Here is a 23547-nt window from a genome sequence, read left to right as displayed (position 1 = left end):
ATGAAAAAACTCATGACAAATTTTAAAAAAGCTAAGGTTAAAGCTTTCACTTTGGTAGAAATGTTAGTCGTCTTGCTCATCATCAGTGTTCTTCTCTTGCTCTTTGTGCCCAATTTGACCAAGCAAAAGGATGCCGTAGATGATAAAGGAAAAGCTGCTGTTGTCAAGGTCGTGGAAAGCCAGGCAGAACTCTATCGTTTAGATAAAAATGATGACGCCAGCCTCAGCAAATTACAAGCGGACGGTCGTATCACAGCTGAGCAAGCCAAAGCTTATAAAGACTACCATGCAAAACAAAAAACAAGTCAAACTGTTGCAGATTAAGGCCTTTACCATGTTTGAAAGTCTCTTGGTTTTAGGACTTGTGAGTATCATTGCTTTGGCCTTATCAGGCTCAATCCAGTCAAGTTTTGCAGCGGTGGAGGAGCAGATTTTCTTTATGGAGTTTGAAGAACTCTACCGTGAAACTCAAAAGCATAGTGTAGCTAGTCAGCAAAAGACCAGCTTGAGCTTAGATGGGCAGACAATCAGCAATGGTAGTCAGAAGTTGACTGTTCCCAAAGGAATTCAGGTACTATCAGGCCAAAGCATTATATTTGACCGAGCTGGGGGCAATTCGTCCCTGGCTAAGGTTGAATTTCAAACCAGCAAAGGAGCGATTCGCTATCAATTATATCTAGGAAATGGAAAAATTAAACGCATTAAGGAAACAAAAGATTAAGGCAGTAATCTTACTAGAAGCAGTAGTTGCTCTAGCCGTGTTTGCCAGCATTGCGACTCTTCTTTTGGGACAAATCCAGAAAAATAGGCAGGAAGAGGCAGAAATCTTGCAAAAAGAGGAGGTATTACGAGTGGCTAAGATGGCCTTGCAGACAGGGCGAAATCAGATAAACATAAATGGAGTGGAGATTCAGGTGTTTGCTAGTGAAAAAGGATTGGAGGTCTACCATGGTTCAGAGAAGTTGCTCGATCTTAAAGAGCAGTAAGGTAAGAGCTTTCACTCTTTTAGAATCTCTGCTTGCCCTTATCGTCATTAGTGGTGGCTTGCTTCTCTTTCAAGCCATGAGTCAGCTCCTCATTTCAGAAGTTCGCTACCAGCAACAAAGCGAGCAAAAGGAGTGGCTCTTGTTTGTGGACCAGCTGGAGGCAGAGTTAGAGCGTTCGCAGTTTGAAAAGGTGGAAGCCAATCACCTCTATGTGAAGCAAGATGGCAAGGATATCGCTATGGGCAAGTCCAAATCAGATGATTTTCGGAAAACCGATAGCAGTGGACGGGGCTACCAACCCATGGTTTATGGCCTCAAATCAGCACAAATCACAGAAGATAATCTTTCGTTTCCAGTTTCAAAAAGGATTAGAAAGGGAATTCATCTATCGTGTGGAAAAAGCAAAAAGTTAAGGCAGGAGTTCTCCTATATGCGGTCACCATGGCAGCCATTTTTAGCCTTTTGTTGCAGTTTTATTTGAATCGGCAAGTAGCTCATCACAAAGACTTTGCCCTAAACAAAGAAAAGTTGATCGCTTTTGCCATGGCCAAGCGAAGCAAAGATAAGGCTGAACAAGAAAGTGGGGAACGAGGCTTTAACTTAGGAAAAGTCACTTATCAAAATACCAAAACAGGTTTTGCAACAAGTGTTCGTATGAATAAGGGCAATTATGAATTTCTCTTTCCTCCGATGAAAATCCAAGAAAAGAAAACAGCTAAAAAGGAAGAGGTAGCGACTGATTCAAGCAATCAAGCAGGGAAGAAAAAATCAGAAGAAAAGCCTGAAAAGAAAGCTAATTCCTAGGCAATTCAACTTCTTTGTGTTACACTAAAAGCATGAAACACGATTTTAATCACAAAGCAGAAACCTTTGATTCGCCCAAAAATATCTTTCTTGCAAACTTGGTTTGTCAGGCAGTTGAAAAACAGATTGATTTTCTATCAGACAAGGCAATACTGGACTTTGGTGGTGGGACGGGTCTGTTAGCCTTGCCTCTAGCTAAGCAAGCCAAGTCGGTTACCCTAGTAGATATCTCGGAGAAAATGCTGGAGCAAGCCCGTTTGAAAGCAGAGGATCAAGAAATCAGGAATCTTCAACTCTTGGAGCAGGATTTACTGGCAAATCCCTTGGAGCAGCAATTTGACCTGATTGTTGTCAGTCGGGTTCTTCATCATATGCCTGATCTAGATGCGACTCTTGCCATGTTCCACCATCACCTTAGGGAGAGGGGGCAAGTTCTCATTGCTGATTTTGTCAAGACAGATACCAACCACCACGGATTTGAATTGGCTGAACTAGAAACCAAGCTAACCCAGTTTGGTTTTTCGAGCATTGATAGTCAGATCCTCTATAGTGCTGAAGATCTTTTCCTAGGAAATTACGCAGAGCTCTTTTTAACAGTAGCCCAAAAATCACTCGCTGACTAAAGCAGTGATTTTTTCTCTTCAGATGGAAAAAATAGGGGAATTTTGATAAGATAGGAATATGGATTTTGAAAAAATAGAACAAGCTTATACGTATTTACTAGAGAATGTCCAAATCATCCAAAGTGATTTGGCGACCAACTTTTATGACGCCTTGGTAGAGCAAAATAGCATCTATCTGGATGGCGAGACAGAGCTAGAGCAGGTCAAGGAAAACAATCAAGCCCTCAAGCGCTTAGCCCTTCGCAAGGAAGAGTGGCTCAAGACCTACCAGTTTCTCTTGATGAAGGCAGGACAAACGGAGCCTTTACAGGCCAATCACCAGTTTACGCCGGATGCCATTGCCCTCCTCTTGGTACTTATTGTGGAAGAGTTGTTTGATCAAGAGGAAATTAGCATCCTCGAAATGGGTTCTGGCATGGGGATTCTGGGCGCTACTTTCTTGACTTCTCTTGCTAAAAAAGTGGATTACTTGGGAGTTGAAGTGGATGACTTGCTGATTGATTTGGCAGCCAGTATGGCAGATGTGATCGGTTTGCAGGCAGGATTTGTTCAAGGTGATGCCGTTCGACCGCAAATGCTTAAAGAAAGCGATGTGGTCATCAGCGACTTGCCTGTCGGCTATTACCCAGACGATGCCATCGCTTCACGCTATCAAGTGGCTTCTAGCCAAGAACATACCTATGCCCACCATTTACTGATGGAGCAAGGTCTCAAGTACCTCAAGTCAGATGGCTATGCTATTTTTCTGGCTCCGAGTGATTTGTTGACCAGCCCCCAAAGTGATTTGTTAAAAGCTTGGCTCAAAGACGAAGTCAGTCTTGCTGCCATCATCACTCTGCCAGAGGATATTTTCTCAACGACCAGTCAGGCTAAGAGTGTTTTCGTTTTACAAAAGAAAAGAGACAAGGAAATAGAACCTTTTGTCTATCCTCTAACAAGTCTGCAAGATCCGTCAGTATTGTTGACCTTTAAAGAAAATTTTCAAAATTGGAGCAAAGGTACTGAAATATAAGGTAGATTTTGTTATAATAGATGAAAACGCTTAAAAAGGGGTATCATGTTATGACAAAAACAATTGCAATCAATGCTGGAAGTTCGAGTTTGAAATGGCAACTATACCAAATGCCAGAAGAAACTGTATTGGCAAAAGGCTTGATTGAACGTATTGGCTTGAAGGATTCAATCTCAACTGTAAAATTTGACGACCGTTCTGAAAAACAAATTCTTGATATTGAAGATCACACACAAGCCGTTAAAATTTTATTGGATGATTTGATTCGTTTCGATATCATCAAATCTTATGATGAGATTACAGGTGTTGGACACCGCGTTGTAGCTGGTGGTGAATACTTCAAGGAATCAACGGTCGTTGAGGGCGATGTTTTAGAGAAAGTCGAAGAGTTGGGACTTTTGGCTCCTCTCCACAATCCAGCCAACGCAGCAGGAATTCGTGCATTCAAGGAATTGCTTCCGGATATCACTAGCGTTGTTGTGTTTGATACCTCATTCCACACAACCATGCCAGAAAAGGCTTATCGCTATCCTCTACCAACTAAATACTACACAGAGAACAAGGTTCGTAAATACGGAGCCCACGGGACAAGTCATCAGTTTGTAGCTGGAGAAGCAGCAAAACTTTTGGGACGCCCTCTAGAAGATTTGAAATTGATTACCTGCCACATTGGTAATGGTGTTTCGATTACGGCTGTTAAGGGCGGTCATTCGGTTGACACTTCTATGGGCTTCACACCACTTGGCGGAGTGATGATGGGAACTCGTACAGGAGATATTGACCCAGCTATCATCCCTTATTTGATGCAGTATACTGAGGACTTCAACACGCCAGAAGATATCAGTCGTATTCTCAATCGTGAATCAGGACTCATGGGCGTTTCAGGCAAGTCAAGTGATATGCGTGATATCGAAGCAGCTGTAGCAGAAGGTAACCACGATGCGAAATTGGCTTATGAAATCTATGTTGACCGTATCCAAAAACACATCGGTCAATACCTTGCTGTCCTAAACGGAGCAGACGCAATCATCTTTACAGCAGGTGTTGGTGAAAATGCAGCAAATTTCCGTCGTGATGTTATTTCAGGCATCTCTTGGTTTGGATGTGATGTAGATTCAGAGAAGAACGTCTTTGGCGTAACTGGAGATATCTCAACAGATGCAGCATCTGTTCGTGTCTTGGTTATCCCAACTGATGAAGAATTAGTGATTGCGCGTGATGTGGAACGCTTGAAAAAATAAGCTGTTTTAACATTTTACTGAGCAAAGAATAGAAGAAAAGAAGGTCGGAAAACGTAGTTTCCCACCTTTTTTTATGGAGAAAATCTCTAAAACCTTGCTGTTATTGGCTTTTTGGAAAAATATGGTATAATAGTAGTAATTTAATAGATGGAGTTGAGTTTTGAAGAAAAACTTTCGTGTAAAAAGAGAGAAAGATTTTAAGGCAATTTTCAAGGAAGGGACAAGTTTTGCCAATCGAAAATTTGTTGTCTACCAATTGGAAAACCAGCAAAACCATTTTCGAGTAGGACTATCCGTTAGTAAAAAACTGGGGAATGCAGTTACCAGAAATCAAATTAAGAGACGAATCCGACATATCATACAAAATGCAAAGGGAAGTCTGGTAGATCATGTCGATTTTGTTGTGATTGCTCGAAAAGGGGTGGAAACCTTGGAATATGCAGAGATGGAGAAAAATCTACTCCACGTATTAAAGTTATCAAAGATATACCAGGAAGGAAATGGGAGTGAAAAAGAAACTACAGTTGACTAGTTTGTTGGGTCTGTCCTTGTTTACCATGACGGCCTGTGCAACAAATGGTACAGCTAGCGATATAACGGCAGATTCGACAGATCTTTGGAGCAAATTTGTCTATTTTTTTGCTGAAATTATCCGCTTTTTGTCCTTTGACATTAGTATCGGAGTGGGGATTATCCTCTTTACAATCCTGATTCGTACGATTCTATTACCAGTCTTTCAGACTCAGATGGTTGCCTCTAGAAAAATGCAAGAGGCTCAACCACGCATCAAGGCTCTACAAGAACAATATCCGGGTCGCGATATGGAAAGTAGAACCAAGCTAGACCAGGAGATGCGGAAGGTCTATAAAGAATTGGGAGTCAAACATTCGTCCTCTATTTGGCCGATTCTAATACAAATGCCGGTCCTCTTGGCTTTGTTCCAAGCCTTGAGTCGAGTGGAATTTTTAAAAACAGGGCACTTCTTATGGGTGAACCTAGGGGGAGTAGACACAAGCTTTATCCTTCCGATTTTGGCGGCAGTCTTTACCTTCTTGAGCAGTTGGTTATCAAATAAGGCCTTGCCTGAAAGAAGTGGAGCTATGACAGGGATGATGTACGGGATGCCGGTACTGATCTTTATCTTTGCCATCTCTGCGCCTAGTGGAGTTGCCTTGTACTGGGCAGTATCCAATGCTTATCAAGTTTTGCAAACCTATTTCTTGAACAATCCTTTCAAAATTATTGCTGAAAGAGAAGCAGTAGTCCAAGCAGAAAGAGATTTAGAAGGCAAGAAGAGAAGAGCCTTGAAGAAAGCACAGAAAAAGAAAAAATAAGGAGGAATCTGGTAATGGTATTATTTACAGGTTCAACGGTTGAAGAAGCAATCCAAAAAGGGTTGAAAGAATTAAATATTTCAAGAATGAAGGCCCACATCAAGGTCGTTTCAAAAGAGAAAAAAGGTTTCTTGGGCTTGTTTGGTAAGAAGCCAGCTCAAGTTGATATCGAAGCAATCAGTGAAACAACAGTGATTAAAGCCAATCAACAGGCTGTCAAAGGTGTTCCAAAAGAAGTCAATGAAAAGAATGAACCAGTGAAAACCGTCAGCGAAGCGACAGTTGATTTGGGATATGTGGTTGAAGCCATCAAGAAAATTGAAGAAGAAGGCCAAGGTGTCTCTGAAGAGGTCAAGGCTGAAATCTTGAAAAATGAAAAACATGCCAGCACGATTTTGGAAGAAACAGGTCATATTTCAATTTTAAATGAACTGCAAGTAGAAGATGCTACTGAGGAAGTTAAGCCTGCTCCAGAAAAAGAAGATGAAACGCAAGAAGTAGCGAGCCAATCGTTGGAAGATTTGGGCTTAAAAGTAGAGCCAAGTTATGATACCGAACAAGTGGCAACAGAAGTAGCTAACTACGTTCAAACCATTGTGGATGATATGGATGTTGAAGGTACGATTTCGAGCGACTACAATCGTCGTACCATCAATCTTCAAATTGACACCAACGAACCAGGTCGTATTATCGGCTATCATGGAAAAGTCTTGAAGGCTCTTCAACTCTTGGCACAAAATTATCTTTATAATCGCTATTCAAGAACATTCTACATCACAATCAATGTCAATGATTATGTTGAACACCGTGCAGAAGTGTTACAAACCTACGCTCAAAAATTAGCGAATCGCGTTTTGGAGGAAGGTCGTAGCCAGCAAACAGATCCAATGTCGAATAGCGAACGCAAGATTATCCATCGCATTATTTCACGCATGGATGGAGTGACTAGCTATTCTGAAGGTGATGAGCCAAATCGCTATGTTGTCGTAGATACAGAATAAACAAAATCAGGCTTGACCTGATTTTTTGCTAGAAAAAAGGAGAAGAGACCGATGATGGAAACCATCAGAAATTATCTATCTTACGCAGGAATCCAGTATCGTAATCCAGATAAGTCTGAGGATGAGCGAGAGAAGATGCTGGAATTGCGCCACAAAGGGCAGGAGGCTCGTAAGGATTTTACAAATCTGGCCAAGACCTTCCAAGCAAGTCATCCCGAATGGCAATTGCAACAGACTAGTCAGTGGATGAATCAAGCGCAGCGCTTGCGACCGCATTTCTGGGCCTATCTACAGAGAGAGGGGCAGGTAACAGAACCCATGTTAGCCTTGCGTTTGTATGGCGAAACCTCAGATTTTGGGATTTCCTTAGAAGTCAGTTTCATCGAGCGCAAGAAAGACGAACAGACCTTGGACAAGCAAGCCAAGGTTTTAGAGCTTCCAGCGGTAGAAGGAATTTATTATCTAGTCTACTCAAATGGGGAAAGTCATAAGATGGAGGCTAATGAAAAAAATCGTCGTACTTTACGAGAGAAGGTGCGCAATCAGGAAATCCGTAAAGTTTTGGTCAAGTCAGATGTTTCTTTTATTGAAAATCAAACATTAGAAGTGATATTGGAGAAGCTAGAAGACGCTTATACTCGCTTGCTCCCGTACTATGAAGTGACGAGGGGATAGACAAATCAAATGTGTTAGATGAACGCAAATTGTTTTATTGCTATTCTATGCATTTTTTCATATAATAGTAAAATAGGATGTGTGATTCATTAATCACCTCAAAGAGAAAGGAAATTCTATGTCAAATCTATCTGTTAATGCAATTCGTTTTCTAGGTATTGACGCCATCAACAAAGCAAACTCAGGTCACCCAGGGGTGGTTATGGGGGCTGCTCCTATGGCCTATAGCCTCTTTACAAAGCAACTTCGTATCAATCCAGCTCAACCAAACTGGATCAACCGCGATCGCTTTATTCTTTCCGCAGGACACGGCTCTATGCTTCTTTATGCCCTTCTTCACCTTTCTGGTTTTGAAGATGTTAGCATGGATGAAGTCAAGAACTTCCGCCAATGGGGTTCAAAAACGCCAGGTCATCCAGAATTTGGGCATACTGCAGGGGTTGACGCTACAACTGGTCCTCTAGGACAAGGGATTTCTACTGCTACTGGTTTTGCCCAAGCAGAACGTTTCTTAGCAGCCAAATATAACCGCGAAGGCTTCAATATCTTTGACCACTACACTTATGTAATTTGTGGAGATGGTGACTTGATGGAAGGTGTCTCAAGCGAGGCGGCTTCATACGCAGGTTTGCAAAAATTAGACAAGTTGGTTGTCCTTTATGATTCAAATGACATCAACTTAGATGGTGAAACAAAGGATTCCTTTACTGAAAGTGTTCGTGAGCGCTATAATGCCTACGGTTGGCATACAGCCTTGGTTGAAGATGGAACAGATTTGGAAGCAATCCATGCTGCTATCGAAGCAGCTAAAGCTTCAGGCAAACCATCTTTGATTGAAGTGAAGACTGTTATTGGATACGGTTCTCCAAACAAACAAGGAACGAATGCGGTACACGGTGCTCCTCTTGGAGCAGATGAAACTGCGGCTACTCGCCAAGCTCTCGGTTGGGACTATGAACCATTTGAAATCCCAGCTGAAGTTTACGCTGATTTCAAAGAAAATGTTGCAGATCGTGGCGCATCAGCTTATCAAGCTTGGACAAAACTAGTTGCTGATTATAAAGAAGCTTATCCCGAACTTGCAGCAGAAGTCGAAGCCATCATCGACGGACGCGACCCAGTTGAGGTAACTCCAGCAGACTTCCCAACCTTAGAAAACGGCTTCTCTCAAGCAACTCGTAATTCAAGCCAAGATGCCTTGAATGTTGTGGCGGCTAAGTTGCCAACCTTCTTAGGAGGATCCGCTGACCTCGCTCACTCAAACATGACTTACATCAAAACGGATGGACTTCAAGATGATGCCAATCGCTTGAACCGCAACATTCAGTTTGGTGTTCGTGAATTTGCAATGGGAACGATTTTGAACGGGATGGCCCTTCATGGTGGACTTCGTGTATACGGTGGTACTTTCTTTGTCTTCTCTGACTATGTGAAAGCAGCTGTCCGTTTGTCAGCATTGCAAGGACTTCCTGTGACTTATGTCTTCACCCATGACTCTATTGCGGTTGGTGAAGATGGTCCAACTCACGAACCAGTTGAACACCTAGCAGGTCTTCGTGCTATGCCAAATCTCAATGTTTTCCGCCCAGCAGATGCGCGTGAAACTCAAGCAGCTTGGTACCTTGCGGTGAAAAGCGAAAAAACACCAACTGCCCTTGTCTTGACACGTCAAAACTTGACTGTTGAAGAAGGGACAGACTTTGGCAAGGTTGCTAAAGGTGCCTATGTTGTCTATGAAAATGCAGCAGACTTTGATACCATCTTGATTGCAACAGGTTCTGAGATCAATCTCGCTGTCGCAGCTGCCAAAGAATTGGCTAGTCAAGGCGCAAAAGTCCGTGTAGTTAGCATGCCATCTACAGATGTCTTTGACGCACAAGATGCAGCTTACAAGGAAGAAATCCTTCCAAATGCAGTCCGCCGTCGTGTTGCAGTCGAAATGGGTGCAACCCAAAACTGGTACAAGTATGTTGGTCTTGATGGTGCAGTTCTCGGTATTGATACCTTTGGAGCATCTGCCCCAGCACCAAAAGTATTGGCAGAGTACGGATTTACAGTTGAAAATCTAGTCAAAGTTGTTCAAAACTTGAAATAATCACAAAAATCAGAGTGAAAACTCTGATTTTTTTATTGTCATAAAAACAAGGCACAACCTTGTAAAAGTAGTTGAAATTTGATATAGTAGTCCTATGTAAAATACAAAGGAGAAAACAATGAATCCAAATATTACTTTTTTTGTCATGCTTGTAGGGATGATGGCCTTGATGTTCTTTATGCAACGTTCTCAAAAGAAACAAGCTCAAAAGCGTATGGAAAGCTTGAACAAGCTTCAAAAAGGCTATGAAGTGATTACAATCGGCGGACTCTACGGAACAGTGGATGAAGTAGATACTGAGAAACGAACAATCGTACTAGACGTAGATGGTGTTTATTTGACTTTTGAATTAGCTGCTATCAAGACAGTGTTGCCACTCAAAGAAGCTGTGACACCAGAAGGAGCAGTTATCGACGAAAGTGGAGCAATCGAAGAATAAAACGGGATCCTATCACTCCCGTTTTTCTATGATATGAGAGGAAAAGGGATGAAAAAAATAGTATTTGTGTGCTTAGGAAATATTTGTCGTAGTCCTATGGCAGAGTTTGTGATGAAGTCCATGACGAGTGATTATCAAGTTGAGAGTCGTGCAACTTCGTCTTGGGAACATGGCAATCCGATTCATAAGGGAACGCAGGGGATTTTCCAACAGTATCAGATTCCTTATGACAAAGACAAAACATCGCTTCAGATTGGCAGAGAAGACTTTGAGTCGTTTGATTATATTATCGGTATGGATGCTTCAAACGTTTCAGATTTGCGTCAAATGTGTCCTCAGGAACAAGAGCACAAGATTTATGCTTTTGCATCTGAAAGTGTTCCAGATCCATGGTACACAGGAGATTTTGAGGAAACCTATGCGCGCATCACAAGTGGATGCCGAAGCTGGTTAGACCGTTTAGAAAATGAGAGTGACAATGGAAAAGTTTAAAGAAATCTTCGAAAAATATCGAGTATATCTAACTCGCCCGCGTATAGAGATTGCAAGCGTTCTTCTAATCGCTATCTGTGCCGTATCAGTTTTTCTACTAAACATACCAAAAAAAGGAGTACTGACACTTGACAATGGTGCCCTTGTTTATGATGGAACCTTGGTAAGAGGAAAGATGAATGGTCAGGGGACTATGACCTTTGAAAACGGGGACCAATACACAGGAGAGTTCAATAATGGGGCTTTCAATGGTAAAGGAACCTTCCAGTCCAAATCTGGCTGGAAATACGAAGGCGATTTTGTAAACGGTCAGGCCGAAGGTCAAGGGAAATTGACAACCGAGCAAGAAGTTGTCTATGAAGGAAGCTTTAAACAAGGCGTTTTCCAACAAAAACAATAACCTCCTGATTAGGGGGTATTCTTACAGACGGAAAAGAAAGCGCTTACCAGAATGCTTGTTAGAGAAGACTCCCCAATGTAGAAAAAGTTTGTGAAATAAAAATATTTTTATTCTAATTTCACAATCATTAGAGTAAAATCCCGTAGCACTGCGACATTGATAATAATTTCACAAATGAATAAAATTTCTTTGTGAAATCTGCATGAAACTGTTTACAAAGTCTGAAAAAAGAGTTATAATAAAATTGTGAAAAAATTAACAAAGGGTTTAAATCCTTTAAGGCTATGGAGGAAAATATGGCTGATAAAAAAACTGTAACACCTGAGCAAAAACAACTCGCTGCTGAAAAGCATGTAGACGGACTAGTACAAAAAGCTTTGGTTGCGCTTGATGAAATGCGCAAGTTGAACCAAGAACAAGTTGACTACATCGTAGCGAAAGCTTCGGTTGCAGCTCTTGATGCGCACGGTATCCTAGCACAACACGCAATTGAAGAAACTGGTCGTGGTGTATTTGAAGACAAGGCTACAAAAAACCTTTTTGCCTGTGAACATGTTGTGAATAACATGCGCGGAGTTAAAACTGTCGGAGTTATCGAAGATGATCCCGTTACAGGATTGACTAAAATTGCAGAACCTGTCGGTGTTGTGTGTGGTGTCACTCCAACAACAAACCCAACATCAACAGCAATTTTCAAATCATTGATTGCTTTGAAAACACGTAATCCAATCGTGTTTGCCTTCCACCCATCAGCTCAAGAATCTTCTGCTCATGCAGCACAAATCGTTCGTGATGCGGCAATCGCAGCTGGAGCTCCTGAAAACTGTGTTCAATGGATTACAGAGCCATCTATGGAAGCAACTGGAGCGCTTATGAACCACGAAGGTATTGCGACTATCCTTGCAACTGGTGGTAATGCCATGGTTAAGGCGGCTTACTCATGTGGGAAACCAGCTCTTGGGGTAGGTGCCGGAAACGTTCCTGCCTATGTAGAAAAATCTGCCGACCTTCGTCAAGCTGCTCATGACATCGTTATGTCTAAATCCTTTGATAATGGTATGGTCTGTGCATCAGAGCAAGCGGTTATCATTGATAAAGAAGTGTATGACGAATTTGTAGAAGAATTCAAATCATACCACACTTACTTTGTAAACAAAAAAGAAAAAGCACTTCTTGAAGAATTCTGTTTCGGCGTTAAAGCAAACAGCAAAAACTGTGCTGGTGCTAAACTAAATGCCAACATCGTTGGTAAACCAGCTACATGGATTGCAGAACAAGCAGGATTCAGCGTTCCAGAAGGAACAAATATCTTGGCTGCAGAATGTGCAGAAGTAGGACCAAAAGAACCATTGACTCGTGAGAAATTGTCACCAGTTATTGCTGTCCTAAAAGCTGAAGACACAGAAGATGGTCTTACAAAAGCTCGTCAAATGGTTGAGTTTAACGGACTTGGTCACTCAGCGGCTATCCATACAAAAGACGAAGAGCTTGCTAAACGCTTTGGTACAGAAATCAAAGCTATGCGTATTATCTGGAACTCTCCATCTACTTTCGGTGGTATCGGTGACGTATACAATGCCTTCATCCCATCATTGACACTTGGATGTGGTTCATACGGACGCAACTCAGTTGGTGATAACGTGAGCGCTATTAACCTTCTAAACATCAAGAAAGTAGGGAAACGTAGAAATAATATGCAATGGTTTAAAGTTCCTTCAAAAATTTACTTTGAACGCAACTCTATCCAATACCTTCAAACATGTGAAGATATTGAGCGCGTTCTGATTGTTACAGACAAATCTATCGAAAAACTCGGTTTCGTACAACGTGTTATCGATCAATTGAACGCACGTAGCAACCGTGTAACTATTCAAGTCTTCTCAGATGTTGAACCAGATCCAGACATCACAACTGTAGAACGTGGTGCTGAAGTGATGAAAGCATTTGAACCAGATACAATTATCGCTCTTGGTGGTGGTTCTCCAATGGACGCTGCGAAAGTGATGTGGCTCTTCTACGAACAACCAGAAATCGACTTCCGTGACTTGGTTCAAAAATTCATGGATATCCGTAAACGTGCCTTCCGCTTCCCATCACTTGGTAAGAAAGCGAAGTACATCGGTATCCCAACAACTTCAGGTACAGGTTCAGAAGTAACACCATTTGCCGTTATCTCTGACAAGAAAAACAACCGCAAATACCCATTGGCTGACTACTCATTGACACCAACGATTGCGATTGTTGATCCTGCTTTGGTTGAATCAGTTCCAGACTTTATCGCTGCTGATACAGGTATGGACGTCTTGACACACGCTACTGAAGCCTATACTTCAAACTTCGCTAACGACTATACAGACGGTATCGCGCTTCAAACAATCAAACTTGTCTTTGAATGGTTGGAAAAATCAGTTAAGACAGCTGACCCAGAAGCTCGTGAGAAAATGCACAATGCGTCTACAATGGCTGGTATGGCCTTCGCCAATGCCTTCCTTGGTATGAGCCACTCAATGGCCCACAAGATCGGTGGTGTTCACCACACTGTTCACGGACGTACAAACGCAATCTTGCTTCCATACGTTATCCGTTACAACGGAACTCGTCCATCTAAGACGACTACATGGCCTAAATACAACTACTGGAAAGCTGATGAGAAATTCCAAGACATCGCGAAAATGCTTGGCTTGCCTCACTCAACTCCAGAAGAAGCAGTTGAAGCATACGCTAAAGCTGTTTACGAACTTGGTGTTGCAGTAGGTATCAAGATGAACTTCAAGGATCAAGGAATTGATGAAAAAGCTTGGAAAGACAGCTTGCATGAAATTGCCTTGCTTGCTTATGAAGATCAATGTTCACCTGCTAACCCACGCTTGCCAATGGTTGCTGACATGGAAGAAATCATGGCAGATGCTTACTATGGTTATGCAGAACGTCCCGGACGTCGTAAATAATCGTTTATCAGCCTAGAGACAGGAGTTATCCTGTCTCTTTTTTTGTACATTTTCTTGAAAAATGGTATAATAAGCGTATATGTTTGTTTGACTATCAAAGTTTTTGTATCGAGCCGAGGGAGAAATGTAAGAAATGAATGATTTAGGGGAAAAGGTACGGCTTCTTAGAGAGGAGAAAGGGCTTAGTCGTCCAGTCTTTTGTGGGGATGAGTCTGAATTATCCGTCCGTCAGTTGGTCCGCATCGAGAAAGGAGAATTTCGTCCTACGATAAAAACGCTAGAATACATTGCAGATAGGCTAGACATCCCATCCTATGTCTTGATGCCAGACTATAAGGAATTACCCAAGCGTTACCAAGAATTAAAATACTTTCTTCTTCATCATCCTGACTATGGAGACAAAGAGTTGCAGGAACAAAAGGAAGAATATTTTGATGAGATTTTTGAGAGTTTTTATGATGATTTGCCACGTGATGAGAAAGTGCTAGTGGATTGTCTTCAAGCTATAGATGCAGTGAGAATGACTAGTAATTCCTTATATGGAAGTAGTGTGATTGAGGGCGGTCTTCAAGACTTACTATCCAGAGATGTATATAGGGCTGAGGAATTGTTGAAATTGAGACTGTATTTTCTTTGTCAGTTAATGGATGGTTTAAACGAGGGTGAGATAAAAAAGTCTGAGCATGAAACTATTCTTTGTTTTCATGACAAATTAAGTTCTCAGGTTGATAAGATAGAGTTCGATTGTTTGGACTTACTTAGAGACTCCTTGTTAGCTTCTTTAACTTGTATAGAGATTATGGGGTTGCTTCATTATTTTAAGAGGGCAGTCGAGACCTTAAATAAAATAGAGCAAAAAACACGAGATTTTCAAAAACAACCGATTGTCTTGATGGTGGAGTGGAAATATTATATTCAGACGGATTATGAAACAGCCAAACAAAAGTATGAAGAAGCAAAAATGATGGCAAGGATGTTTGGTAATGAGCAGTTACTCATTAGTTTAGATAATGAATGGGCCGAGGATCTAGAAAGATATCTTTAAATGCTTTATAGGAGTGACATTTCTGTCATTGGAGGAATGTCGCTTTTTTGTTAAAATGGATTCGAAAAAAGAAGGAATTTTTTTGAATCTGATTCTGTTAGATTAATTTATATTAGCATTGTTTATTTTAGTTTGTATCGGTACACGATAACACAAGTGATTAAAGGAGATTATAATGTCTATTTTATCCATGAAAAATATTTCAAAATTTTACGCTTTGGACGGCAAACATAAAGAGCAGGCTCTAAGAAATATTAACTTGCAGATTGCTGAAGGAAAAATTACAGCGATTTATGGTCCGTCAGGCTGTGGCAAAACCAGTCTATTGAATATCATCAGTGGTTTAGATAGAGAGTATGAGGGAGTTTTAGATTTTAAAGGGGAGTCTCTCAGAGAACTATCGGAGATTGAATTGACGCAATTTCGCAAAGACAACATTGGGTTTGTCTTTCAAAATTTCAATCTCATCCCCCATCAATCTGTTCTGGATAATGTCAAGTTGCCTCTCTATGTCAAAGATTTATCGGATAAAGAAATGACAAGAATCGCTCAGGAGCAACTTCTCAGTCTAGGGATGGAGCCTTTTATGGCTAAGAATGTAAAACAGCTTTCTGGTGGACAAAAACAACGTGTAGCCATTGCGCGTGCTCTGGTAAACCAACCAGATATGATTGTAGCTGATGAACCAACTGGATCACTCGATTCTCAATCTCAGGAGATGGTTTTGGAAGTGTTCAAAAATTTGGCCCAAGCTGGGAAAACTGTACTGATTGTTACTCATAACCCGGAGGTTACTGAGTATGCAGATGTGATTGTCAAAATGAAGGATGGTGAAGTCGTTGAAGAAGTCAAAAAATAAAGGATTGTCTTTTAAAAACAAATTCAAACTTTCTTTAAGTAACTTTATGGAAAGAAAGTGGCGTAACTTGTTGATTGCAGTGGCAACCTCGATTGGTTTTGTAGGCGTGTTGATTTCTTTTGGTCTAGGGAATGCCTTGATTTCAATGATTGATGAAAATACCAACGGTGGCAAGCTTCCTTCCCAAGTTCAGATTGCACTGAATTCCAGCGTTGCTGGAAGAGGTTTTCTAAACCAAGATGATAAGAACTACATCACAGATACGATTGGGAAAGAAAATATTAAATATCTAGAGAGTCCTTTTGGTATGACCATGTCAAAGATCAGCATAGACGGACACGAAGTGGATTTTAGCCAAGCCCTGCCTTCTTATGCTCAGGTTGTGAGTTTATATGAAGATACAAGTATTTCTGTTAGTAGCAATGAAAAAGAAAAAGTGCTAGCAGGCTCTCTTTATACGGATGTTAACGAGGAGGGATTGACGATTCCGATGAGTTTGCTCAAAAATTGGAATGAACAAACCGGGAAGGATCTGACAGCTAGTGATGTGATTGGCAAACCAGTCTCGGCAACCATTGTAGAAAATGCTGCTGAAGGTAGCAAGTTGGCAGGTTTTCAAACTCATATTGTGCGTGTAATCAATGATGAAGATGATGCAGAGGATAGTAATAGTTTTATGGCTTCCAAGCAGATGGAAACGATTTTAAAAGAAGCTGAATTCACAAAGGCCGTATCCTATTTTATTTTTGAGCTTAAAGACCCATCTCGTACGAAAACAGTAACAGAAGAATTGCAGAAAAATATGAAGTACACAGTTCTCTCTCAACAGGCTGTTCTTGATATTGTGATTACCTTTATTCGTGTCATCCAGGGATTACTGATTGTGCTTTCTTCACAAGCGATTGTGGTGGCAGCAGTTATGATAGGCATCATCATTTATATCAATATCATGCAACGTTCTAAGGAAATCGGTGTCATGAAGGCAGTTGGCTATCAAAATAGAGATGTGAAAGGAATCTTTATCTACGAAGCTCTTTGGATTGTAGGGATCGCCTTACTAATAGCCTTTATCATTGCTCAAGGGCTAGGCAGTCTAGCGAATGTTATTGTTCGCCATTTCTATCCATCAATCTCTAAAGTTTTTGAATTAAATCTTCTCTCTATTTTAGGGACCTTCATTTTTGCTTTGTTTCTTGGCTATATTTCTGCCTTCTTCCCAGCACGTAAGATTAGCAAAATGGATCCTGTAGAATCCTTACGCTATGAGTAGAGAAAGAAATTACAGAGGCATCCTATCAAAAAGAAACTGACATAGAAAATCAAGGTCAGCACTTGCAATTAAGCTCAAATAGTTATATAATAGGTTTGTTGAAAGGTGATTTGTAGTGATTCAAGTTACTCTTTTCACAATAAAAATTTCATGATTTTCATAAGGAGGAAATCACTAATGGTAGTTAAAGTTGGTATTAACGGTTTCGGCCGTATCGGTCGTCTTGCTTTCCGCCGTATCCAAAACGTAGAAGGTGTTGAAGTTACTCGCATCAACGACCTTACAGATCCAGTTATGCTTGCTCACTTGTTGAAATACGACACAACTCAAGGTCGTTTCGACGGTACTGTAGAAGTTAAAGAAGGTGGATTCGAAGTTAACGGTAAATTCGTTAAAGTTTCTGCTGAACGTGATCCAGAACAAATCGACTGGGCTACTGACGGTGTAGAAATCGTTCTTGAAGCAACTGGTTTCTTCGCTAAGAAAGATGCAGCTGAAAAACACCTTAAAGGTGGAGCTAAGAAAGTTGTTATCACTGCTCCTGGTGGAAACGACGTTAAAACAGTTGTATTTAACACTAACCACGACGTCCTTGACGGTACTGAAACAGTTATCTCAGGTGCTTCATGTACTACAAACTGCTTGGCTCCAATGGCTAAAGCTCTTCAAGACAACTTCGGTGTTGTAGAAGGATTGATGACTACTATCCACGCTTACACTGGTGACCAAATGATCCTTGACGGACCACACCGTGGTGGTGACCTTCGCCGTGCTCGTGCTGGTGCTGCAAACATCGTTCCTAACTCAACTGGTGCTGCTAAAGCTATCGGTCTTGTAATCCCAGAATTGAACGGTAAACTTGACGGATCTGCACAACGTGTTCCAACTCCAACTGGATCAGTTACTGAATTGGTAGCAGTTCTTGAAAAGAACGTTACTGTTGATGAAGTGAACGCAGCTATGAAAGCAGCTTCAAACGAATCATACGGTTACACAGAAGATCCAATCGTATCTTCAGATATCGTAGGTATGGCTTACGGTTCATTGTTTGACGCAACTCAAACTAAAGTTCTTGACGTTGACGGTAAACAATTGGTTAAAGTTGTATCATGGTACGACAACGAAATGTCATACACTGCACAACTTGTACGTACTCTTGAATACTTCGCAAAAATTGCTAAATAATTCTTGAGTCGATAAAAGCAAGGCCTTTGGGTCTTGCTTTTTCTATTTTTAGATAAAACAAAATGGATGATTTAGCGGTCATCCATTCTTTTTAATTCTCTCTCAAATGTATCAGAAAGAGCAGTGAAGCTAAACTTTTCTAGGGTGAGTGGATGGGTAAAGGACAGTCGGAAGGCATGGAGCATGAGCCGGCTTGTCTTTGATTTACTATTATAGAGAGGGTCTCCTAGAATAGGGTGTTTATGGTGAGAAAGGTGAACACGGATTTGATGGGTTCGGCCTGTCTTTAGCTTGCAACGAACAAGAGAAGTCTTATTTGGAAATTGTTTTAATCGACTTACCTGGGTTTCGGCATGTTGCCCATTTTTGGGATCTACCACTCGTTTTCTGCGATCGTGTCGATCACGACCGATTTTATCTCGGAAGATAAGTTCTTTACTCCCTACTTGCCCCTCTACGAGTGCCCAGTACTCACGAGCGATTTCCTTTTTCTCCAACAAACGATTGAGAATGGGAAGGATAAAAGGATTTTTAGCGAAAAGCACTAAACCGCTTGTTTCCATATCCAGACGATGAACAACATAGCAAGTTTGACCAACGTAGGCAGAGACATGGTTGAGAAGGGCAATTTCATCTGGTTGATTGCCGTGTGTTTTCATGCCTTCGGGTTTGTTGACAACAATGAGATGTTGATCTTGATAAACTTCTTGAACGAGGTCTGGCTTGCCCCAAAGGATTTCCTTTGGGGGATAATCTTCCTCTTCAAAAGTCAATTGGCAAACATCCCCTGGCTTGACCATCTCGTTCCAGTGAACTTCTTCGTGGTTAATTAAGATGTTCTTCTTTATTCTCAAAAAATGACGGATCTTTCTGGGAATGAGGAGTTGTTCCTCTAGGAATTGCTTGACCGTCATTTGAGGCAAGGACTCGGGTAGTGTAAATGTGAATTGCATACAGATATTGTAACAAAAAAAGCCCTATTTGGATAGGGAGTAGCTAAATTCTTGAGTTCCTATGGTGAAGATGATAAAATAAACGCATGAAATTAGATAAATTATTTGAGAAGTTTCTTTCTCTCTTTAAAAAAGAAACGAATGAATCGGCAGAGTCTGATTCTACTAGTATGCGTCGTTCACGGAGCGATAGAAAAAAATTAGGCCATGTAGGTCCGATTCGGAAATTCTGGCGTCGCTATCATTTAACAAAAATTGTTCTTATCATCGGATTGAGTACAGGATTGCTGGTGGGGACCTATCTGTTTGCTATAGCCAAGTCTACCAATGTCAATGACTTGCAAAATGCCTTGAAAACGCGAACTCTGATTTTTGACCGCGAAGAAAAAGAGGCAGGAGCCCTATCAGGTCAAAAAGGAACCTATGTTGAGCTGACAGATATCAGTAAAGACTTGCAGAATGCTGTCGTCGCGACAGAGGACCGTTCCTTTTATAAAAATGATGGGATTAACTACGGTCGTTTCTTTCTAGCTATCCTTACAGCGGGTCGTTCTGGAGGCGGTTCTACCATCACCCAACAGTTGGCGAAAAATGCCTATCTGTCTCAGGACCAAACCGTTGAACGGAAGGCCAAGGAGTTTTTCCTTGCCTTAGAGTTGACCAAGAAATACAGCAAGGAGCAAATCCTGACTATGTACCTCAATAACGCCTACTTTGGGAATGGTGTCTGGGGTGTAGAGGATGCGAGTAAGAAATATTTCGGTGTATCGGCTGCAGAATTAACCCTTGATCAAGCGGCAACTCTAGCTGGGATGCTCAAGGGGCCAGAGTTGTATAATCCTTTGAATTCCATTGAAGATTCAACTAACCGCAGGGATACTGTATTACAAAATATGGTTGCGGCAGGCTATATTGATAAAAATCAAGAAACGGAAGCAACTGGAGTAGATATGGCTTCTCAACTGCAAGATAAGTATGAGGGTAAGATTTCTGATTATCGTTATCCATCCTATTTTGACGCGGTTGTCAACGAAGCAGTTTCTAAGTATAATCTAACAGAAGAAGAGATTGTCAACAACGGTTATCGAATCTATACAGAACTTGACCAAAACTATCAAGCAAACATGCAGGTTATTTACGAAAACACTGCGCTATTTCCAACGGCAGAAGACGGAACGCATGCTGAATCAGGTAGTGTTGCTCTAGAGCCTAAAACGGGTGGAGTGCGTGGAGTTGTTGGTCGCGTAGCTGGTGATGACAAATCAGGCTTCCGTAATTTTAACTATGCAACTCAGTCTAAACGCAGCCCAGGCTCGACGATTAAGCCTTTGGTCGTTTACACTCCAGCCGTGGAAGCTGGATGGGCTCTGAACAAGCAACTGGACAACCACACCATGCAGTATGACAGTTATCAAGTAGACAACTATGCTGGCATTAAGACTTCTCCTGAAGTACCTATGTATCAAGCCCTGGCAGAATCACTCAACCTACCAGCGGTTGCGACTGTAAATGATTTGGGAATCAATAAGGCTTTTGAAGCTGGAACGAGATTTGGTCTGAATATGGAGAAAGTTGACCGCGTTCTCGGAGTTGCCCTGGGTGGAGGAGTGGAGACAAATCCTCTTCAAATGGCACAAGCCTATGCAGTCTTTGCTAACGAAGGTCTGATGCCCGAGGCGCATTTTATCACTCGTATCGAAAATGCCAGTGGACAAGTCATTAAGAGTCATAAGAACTCTCAAAAACGAGTGATTGATAAGTCGGTAGCCGATAAAATGACTAGTATGATGCTAGGAACATTTACTAATGGGACAGGGATTAGTTCATCGCCAGCAGATTATGTTATGGCAGGGAAGACAGGTACTACTGAGGCTGTTTTCAATCCGGAATATACCAGTGACCAGTGGGTGATTGGTTATACTCCAGATGTGGTAATTAGCCACTGGCTTGGCTTCCCAACGACAGATGAGAACCATTATCTAGCAGGTTCGACCTCTAATGGCGCTGCCCATGTCTTTAGAAGCATGGCCAACACCATCTTGCCTTACACTCCTGGCAGCACCTTTACGGTTGAGAATGCCTATAAGCAAAATGGTATTGAACCAGAAAATACCAAGCAACAAGTCGTTGAAAATGAAACAAATCAGACAGAAGATCCGTTAGGAGATATTCGTAGTCGTGCCCAAAATCTTGTAGATGAAGCAGGCCGGGCAATTTCAGAAGCCAAGATAAAAGAAAAAGCCCAGACAATATGGGACTCAATCCTCAATCTATTTCGCTAAGAGGCTTGTCAAAGCCTAGGTTTCTTGTTATAATAGATAAGATGGAGGCGTTATGGCACTAAAAAAAGCAAGCCTAGCATGTGCAGTTTGTGGTTCAAGGAATTACTCAATCAAAATTAGTGGGAACCCCAAGCCAACACGACTAGAAGTAAATAAATTTTGTAAACATTGTGGAAAATATACGACACATAGAGAAACGAGATAGGAGAGAACGATGGGTTTTATTAAGGATATTTTTAACCTTCTTAAAGAAACAACTTGGCCAACTCGCAAAGAAAGCTGGAGAGATTTTCGCTCTATTATGGAATACACAGCCTTCTTTGTGGTTATCATTTACATTTTTGACAAGTTGATTGTTTCAGGTTTGATTCGATTTATTAACATTTTTTAGAAGAAAAGCGGAGAACTTTTGCTAGCTTTCTTCTATTATGAAAGGAAATATCATGGATAGTTTTGACAAGGGATGGTTTGTTCTACAAACTTATTCTGGCTATGAAAATAAGGTAAAAGAAAATCTATTGCAACGTGCGCAAACTTATAACATGTTGGATAATATTCTACGCGTTGAGATTCCAACACAAACTGTGCAAGTTGAGAAAAATGGAAAGAAAAAAGAAATTGAAGAGAATCGCTTTCCGGGTTATGTCCTTGTAGAAATGGTCATGACAGATGAAGCATGGTTCGTTGTTCGAAACACACCTAACGTAACAGGATTCGTCGGGTCACACGGGAACAGATCAAAACCAACTCCACTATTGGAACAAGAAATCCGTGATATTCTGGTTTCAATGGGACAAACTGTTCAGGAGTTCGACATTGACGTTGAAGTTGGTCAAACCGTCCGCATCATTGATGGTGCTTTTGCAGACTGCACAGGTAAAATTACTGAAATTGATAACAACAAAGTGAAGATGATGATTTCTATGTTTGGTAATGATACGATTGCAGAAGTGAATCTCAACCAAATTGCAGAATTATAACCCCGGAGAGGCGCTGCCTCTCTTTTTATGTGCCGTTGAGGGCGGAAGAAGTATAGAATAGAGGAAAGAGACCCATAGGCTCTCGCATTCTGCTAGACTAAAGGCAGAAAGGAGAGATCTATGAATCTAAAAGAATTGTACGAAGAAAGCAAAGGGATTGTCCATAAGTGTCGAAAAGATTATCACCTCCATCTGTGGGAGATAGAGGACTGGGATCAGGAAGGTATGATGTGCCTGTATGAGTTGGTGAGTCATCATCCAGAGTTACTAGCGGGTGAACGCCACCAACTATATGTCTGCTTTAAAACTAAATTCCGAAATCGTATCCTAGATTACATCCGTAAACAGGAAAGTCACAAGCGTCGTTTCGATAAAGAACCCTATGAGGAGGTGAGTGAGATTAGTCACCGCTTAGGAGAAAAAGGGCTGAGACTGGATGATTATTATCTCTTTCACGAACTTCTGAAGACATACAAATCCGAGCAGAGTAAGGAAAAACAAGAGTTGGTGGACCGTCTCATGGGAGGAGAAATCTTCAGAGGACGCAAGGCCCTACTGAGGGAGCTTTCTATCGTCTTCCAAGAATTTGTATAGGATGGAAAAAAGTTCTTGACAAAGGGAGAAAAGAAGGTATAATAGAAAGAGTCGAAAAGCTCAGGTCCGTTGGTCAAGGGGTTAAGACACCGCCTTTTCACGGCGGTAACACGGGTTCGAATCCCGTACGGACTATGGTATATTGTGGTTAGAAAAAACTTGGAAAAAAGTTTAAAAAACTTATTGACAGAGAGAGCTAGCTGTGATATACTAATATAGTTGTCGCTCATGAGAGAAGTGAGAGACAAAGACCTTTGAAAACTGAACAAGACGAACCAATGTGCAGGGCACTATAACTGATGTTATAGTACTGAACAATGAAAAAACAA

At 41.3% G+C, this 23547-nt stretch carries 26 protein-coding genes, 1 tRNA gene and 1 pseudogene; 27 read left to right on the top strand and 1 reads right to left on the bottom strand.

The genetic code is table 11. From position 1 onward, the window contains the following. The 21 genes and pseudogenes from comGC (at nt 1) to gap (ending at nt 18409) form a co-directional block, all read left to right on the top strand. Nucleotides 1-324, top strand: coding sequence for a competence type IV pilus major pilin ComGC (gene comGC, locus MK409_RS08685; protein ID WP_000735795.1), 324 nt, complete (start codon nt 1-3; stop codon nt 322-324). Next, complete coding sequence (comGD, locus tag MK409_RS08680) at nt 287-721, top strand: competence type IV pilus minor pilin ComGD (protein ID WP_268706016.1); 435 nt, start codon at nt 287-289, stop codon at nt 719-721. Before comGC ends, comGD begins: the two co-directional genes overlap by 38 nt. After that, nucleotides 684-986, top strand: coding sequence for a competence type IV pilus minor pilin ComGE (gene comGE, locus MK409_RS08675; RefSeq protein ID WP_268706015.1), 303 nt, complete (start codon nt 684-686; stop codon nt 984-986). The genes comGD and comGE overlap by 38 nt, the downstream gene beginning before the upstream one ends. Next, a pseudogene (comGF, locus tag MK409_RS08670) lies at nt 949-1399 on the top strand (competence type IV pilus minor pilin ComGF). Before comGE ends, comGF begins: the two are co-directional and overlap by 38 nt. Beyond that, nucleotides 1377-1790, top strand: a complete 414-nt coding sequence (gene comGG / locus MK409_RS08665) for a competence type IV pilus minor pilin ComGG (RefSeq protein ID WP_268706014.1) — start codon at nt 1377-1379, stop codon at nt 1788-1790. The pseudogene comGF and the gene comGG overlap by 23 nt, the downstream one beginning before the upstream one ends. A gap of 32 nt (nt 1791-1822) precedes the next feature. Then, complete coding sequence (locus MK409_RS08660) at nt 1823-2413, top strand: class I SAM-dependent methyltransferase (RefSeq protein WP_268706013.1); 591 nt, start codon at nt 1823-1825, stop codon at nt 2411-2413. A gap of 58 nt (nt 2414-2471) precedes the next feature. Next, a complete protein-coding gene (locus MK409_RS08655) occupies nt 2472-3425 on the top strand; it encodes a class I SAM-dependent methyltransferase (protein WP_268706012.1) in 954 nt (317 codons plus the stop codon). A gap of 50 nt (nt 3426-3475) precedes the next feature. Further along, complete coding sequence (locus tag MK409_RS08650; protein ID WP_268706011.1) at nt 3476-4666, top strand: acetate kinase; 1191 nt, start codon at nt 3476-3478, stop codon at nt 4664-4666. A gap of 160 nt (nt 4667-4826) precedes the next feature. Continuing rightward, entirely contained in the window at nt 4827-5198 is a 372-nt protein-coding gene (rnpA, locus tag MK409_RS08645) for a ribonuclease P protein component (RefSeq protein ID WP_000739254.1), read from the top strand. Next, complete coding sequence (locus tag MK409_RS08640; RefSeq protein ID WP_192833044.1) at nt 5173-6000, top strand: YidC/Oxa1 family membrane protein insertase; 828 nt, start codon at nt 5173-5175, stop codon at nt 5998-6000. The genes rnpA and MK409_RS08640 overlap by 26 nt, the downstream gene beginning before the upstream one ends. A gap of 14 nt (nt 6001-6014) precedes the next feature. Next, a complete protein-coding gene (jag, locus tag MK409_RS08635) occupies nt 6015-7001 on the top strand; it encodes an RNA-binding cell elongation regulator Jag/EloR (protein WP_268706010.1) in 987 nt (328 codons plus the stop codon). 51 nt (nt 7002-7052) lie between these two features. After that, nucleotides 7053-7676, top strand: a complete 624-nt coding sequence (locus MK409_RS08630; RefSeq protein WP_268706009.1) for an HI_0552 family protein — start codon at nt 7053-7055, stop codon at nt 7674-7676. Between the two features lie 118 nt (nt 7677-7794). Further along, nucleotides 7795-9771, top strand: a complete 1977-nt coding sequence (gene tkt, locus MK409_RS08625) for a transketolase (RefSeq protein ID WP_268706008.1) — start codon at nt 7795-7797, stop codon at nt 9769-9771. Between the two features lie 118 nt (nt 9772-9889). After that, the gene (gene yajC, locus MK409_RS08620; RefSeq protein WP_235097819.1) at nt 9890-10210 is read left to right on the top strand and encodes a preprotein translocase subunit YajC; all 321 of its coding nucleotides are present in this window, start codon (nt 9890-9892) and stop codon (nt 10208-10210) included. 48 nt (nt 10211-10258) lie between these two features. Continuing rightward, entirely contained in the window at nt 10259-10702 is a 444-nt protein-coding gene (locus MK409_RS08615) for a low molecular weight protein-tyrosine-phosphatase (RefSeq protein WP_268706007.1), read from the top strand. Next, complete coding sequence (locus MK409_RS08610; protein WP_268706006.1) at nt 10689-11102, top strand: MORN repeat-containing protein; 414 nt, start codon at nt 10689-10691, stop codon at nt 11100-11102. Before MK409_RS08615 ends, MK409_RS08610 begins: the two co-directional genes overlap by 14 nt. Before the next feature lie 296 nt (nt 11103-11398). Further along, entirely contained in the window at nt 11399-14050 is a 2652-nt protein-coding gene (gene adhE / locus MK409_RS08605; protein ID WP_096405936.1) for a bifunctional acetaldehyde-CoA/alcohol dehydrogenase, read from the top strand. Nucleotides 14051-14183: 133 nt separating this feature from the next. Further along, nucleotides 14184-15095: a helix-turn-helix domain-containing protein gene (locus MK409_RS08600; protein WP_268706005.1), complete on the top strand. Its 912-nt coding sequence runs from the start codon at nt 14184-14186 to the stop codon at nt 15093-15095. 175 nt (nt 15096-15270) lie between these two features. Continuing rightward, on the top strand, nt 15271-15954 hold the full coding sequence (locus tag MK409_RS08595; RefSeq protein WP_268706004.1) for an ABC transporter ATP-binding protein: 684 nt from the start codon (nt 15271-15273) through the stop codon (nt 15952-15954). Continuing rightward, complete coding sequence (locus MK409_RS08590) at nt 15923-17224, top strand: ABC transporter permease (RefSeq protein WP_268706003.1); 1302 nt, start codon at nt 15923-15925, stop codon at nt 17222-17224. Before MK409_RS08595 ends, MK409_RS08590 begins: the two co-directional genes overlap by 32 nt. A gap of 177 nt (nt 17225-17401) precedes the next feature. Next, nucleotides 17402-18409 (top strand): type I glyceraldehyde-3-phosphate dehydrogenase, encoded by a 1008-nt coding sequence (gap, locus tag MK409_RS08585; protein ID WP_140834568.1) that lies wholly within the window; start codon nt 17402-17404, stop codon nt 18407-18409. A 71-nt stretch (nt 18410-18480) separates the two neighbouring features. On the opposite strand, the gene MK409_RS08580 is transcribed toward gap, so the two are convergent. Beyond that, complete coding sequence (locus MK409_RS08580; RefSeq protein ID WP_268706002.1) at nt 18481-19362, bottom strand: RluA family pseudouridine synthase; 882 nt, start codon at nt 19360-19362, stop codon at nt 18481-18483. Between the two features lie 86 nt (nt 19363-19448). Between MK409_RS08580 and pbp2a the strand changes: the two genes are divergently transcribed. The 6 genes from pbp2a to MK409_RS08550 all read left to right on the top strand — a co-directional run bounded on the left by pbp2a (nt 19449) and on the right by MK409_RS08550 (nt 23353). Next, nucleotides 19449-21644: a penicillin-binding protein PBP2A gene (gene pbp2a / locus MK409_RS08575; RefSeq protein ID WP_268706001.1), complete on the top strand. Its 2196-nt coding sequence runs from the start codon at nt 19449-19451 to the stop codon at nt 21642-21644. A gap of 52 nt (nt 21645-21696) precedes the next feature. After that, complete coding sequence (gene rpmG / locus MK409_RS08570) at nt 21697-21849, top strand: 50S ribosomal protein L33 (RefSeq protein WP_001809375.1); 153 nt, start codon at nt 21697-21699, stop codon at nt 21847-21849. A 9-nt stretch (nt 21850-21858) separates the two neighbouring features. Then, nucleotides 21859-22035 (top strand): preprotein translocase subunit SecE, encoded by a 177-nt coding sequence (gene secE, locus MK409_RS08565; RefSeq protein WP_268706000.1) that lies wholly within the window; start codon nt 21859-21861, stop codon nt 22033-22035. Nucleotides 22036-22087: 52 nt separating this feature from the next. Continuing rightward, entirely contained in the window at nt 22088-22624 is a 537-nt protein-coding gene (gene nusG / locus MK409_RS08560; protein WP_096405946.1) for a transcription termination/antitermination protein NusG, read from the top strand. 120 nt (nt 22625-22744) lie between these two features. After that, nucleotides 22745-23218: a hypothetical protein gene (locus tag MK409_RS08555; protein WP_001049380.1), complete on the top strand. Its 474-nt coding sequence runs from the start codon at nt 22745-22747 to the stop codon at nt 23216-23218. Between the two features lie 63 nt (nt 23219-23281). Further along, a tRNA-Glu gene (locus MK409_RS08550) sits at nt 23282-23353 on the top strand. The last annotated feature ends 194 nt before the right edge of the window (nt 23354-23547 follow it).

The organism is Streptococcus oralis (assembly GCF_026782375.1).
GTDB classification, from domain to species: Bacteria; Bacillota; Bacilli; order Lactobacillales; family Streptococcaceae; genus Streptococcus; species Streptococcus oralis_CL.
This window is presented reverse-complemented; position numbering and strand designations above follow the sequence as displayed.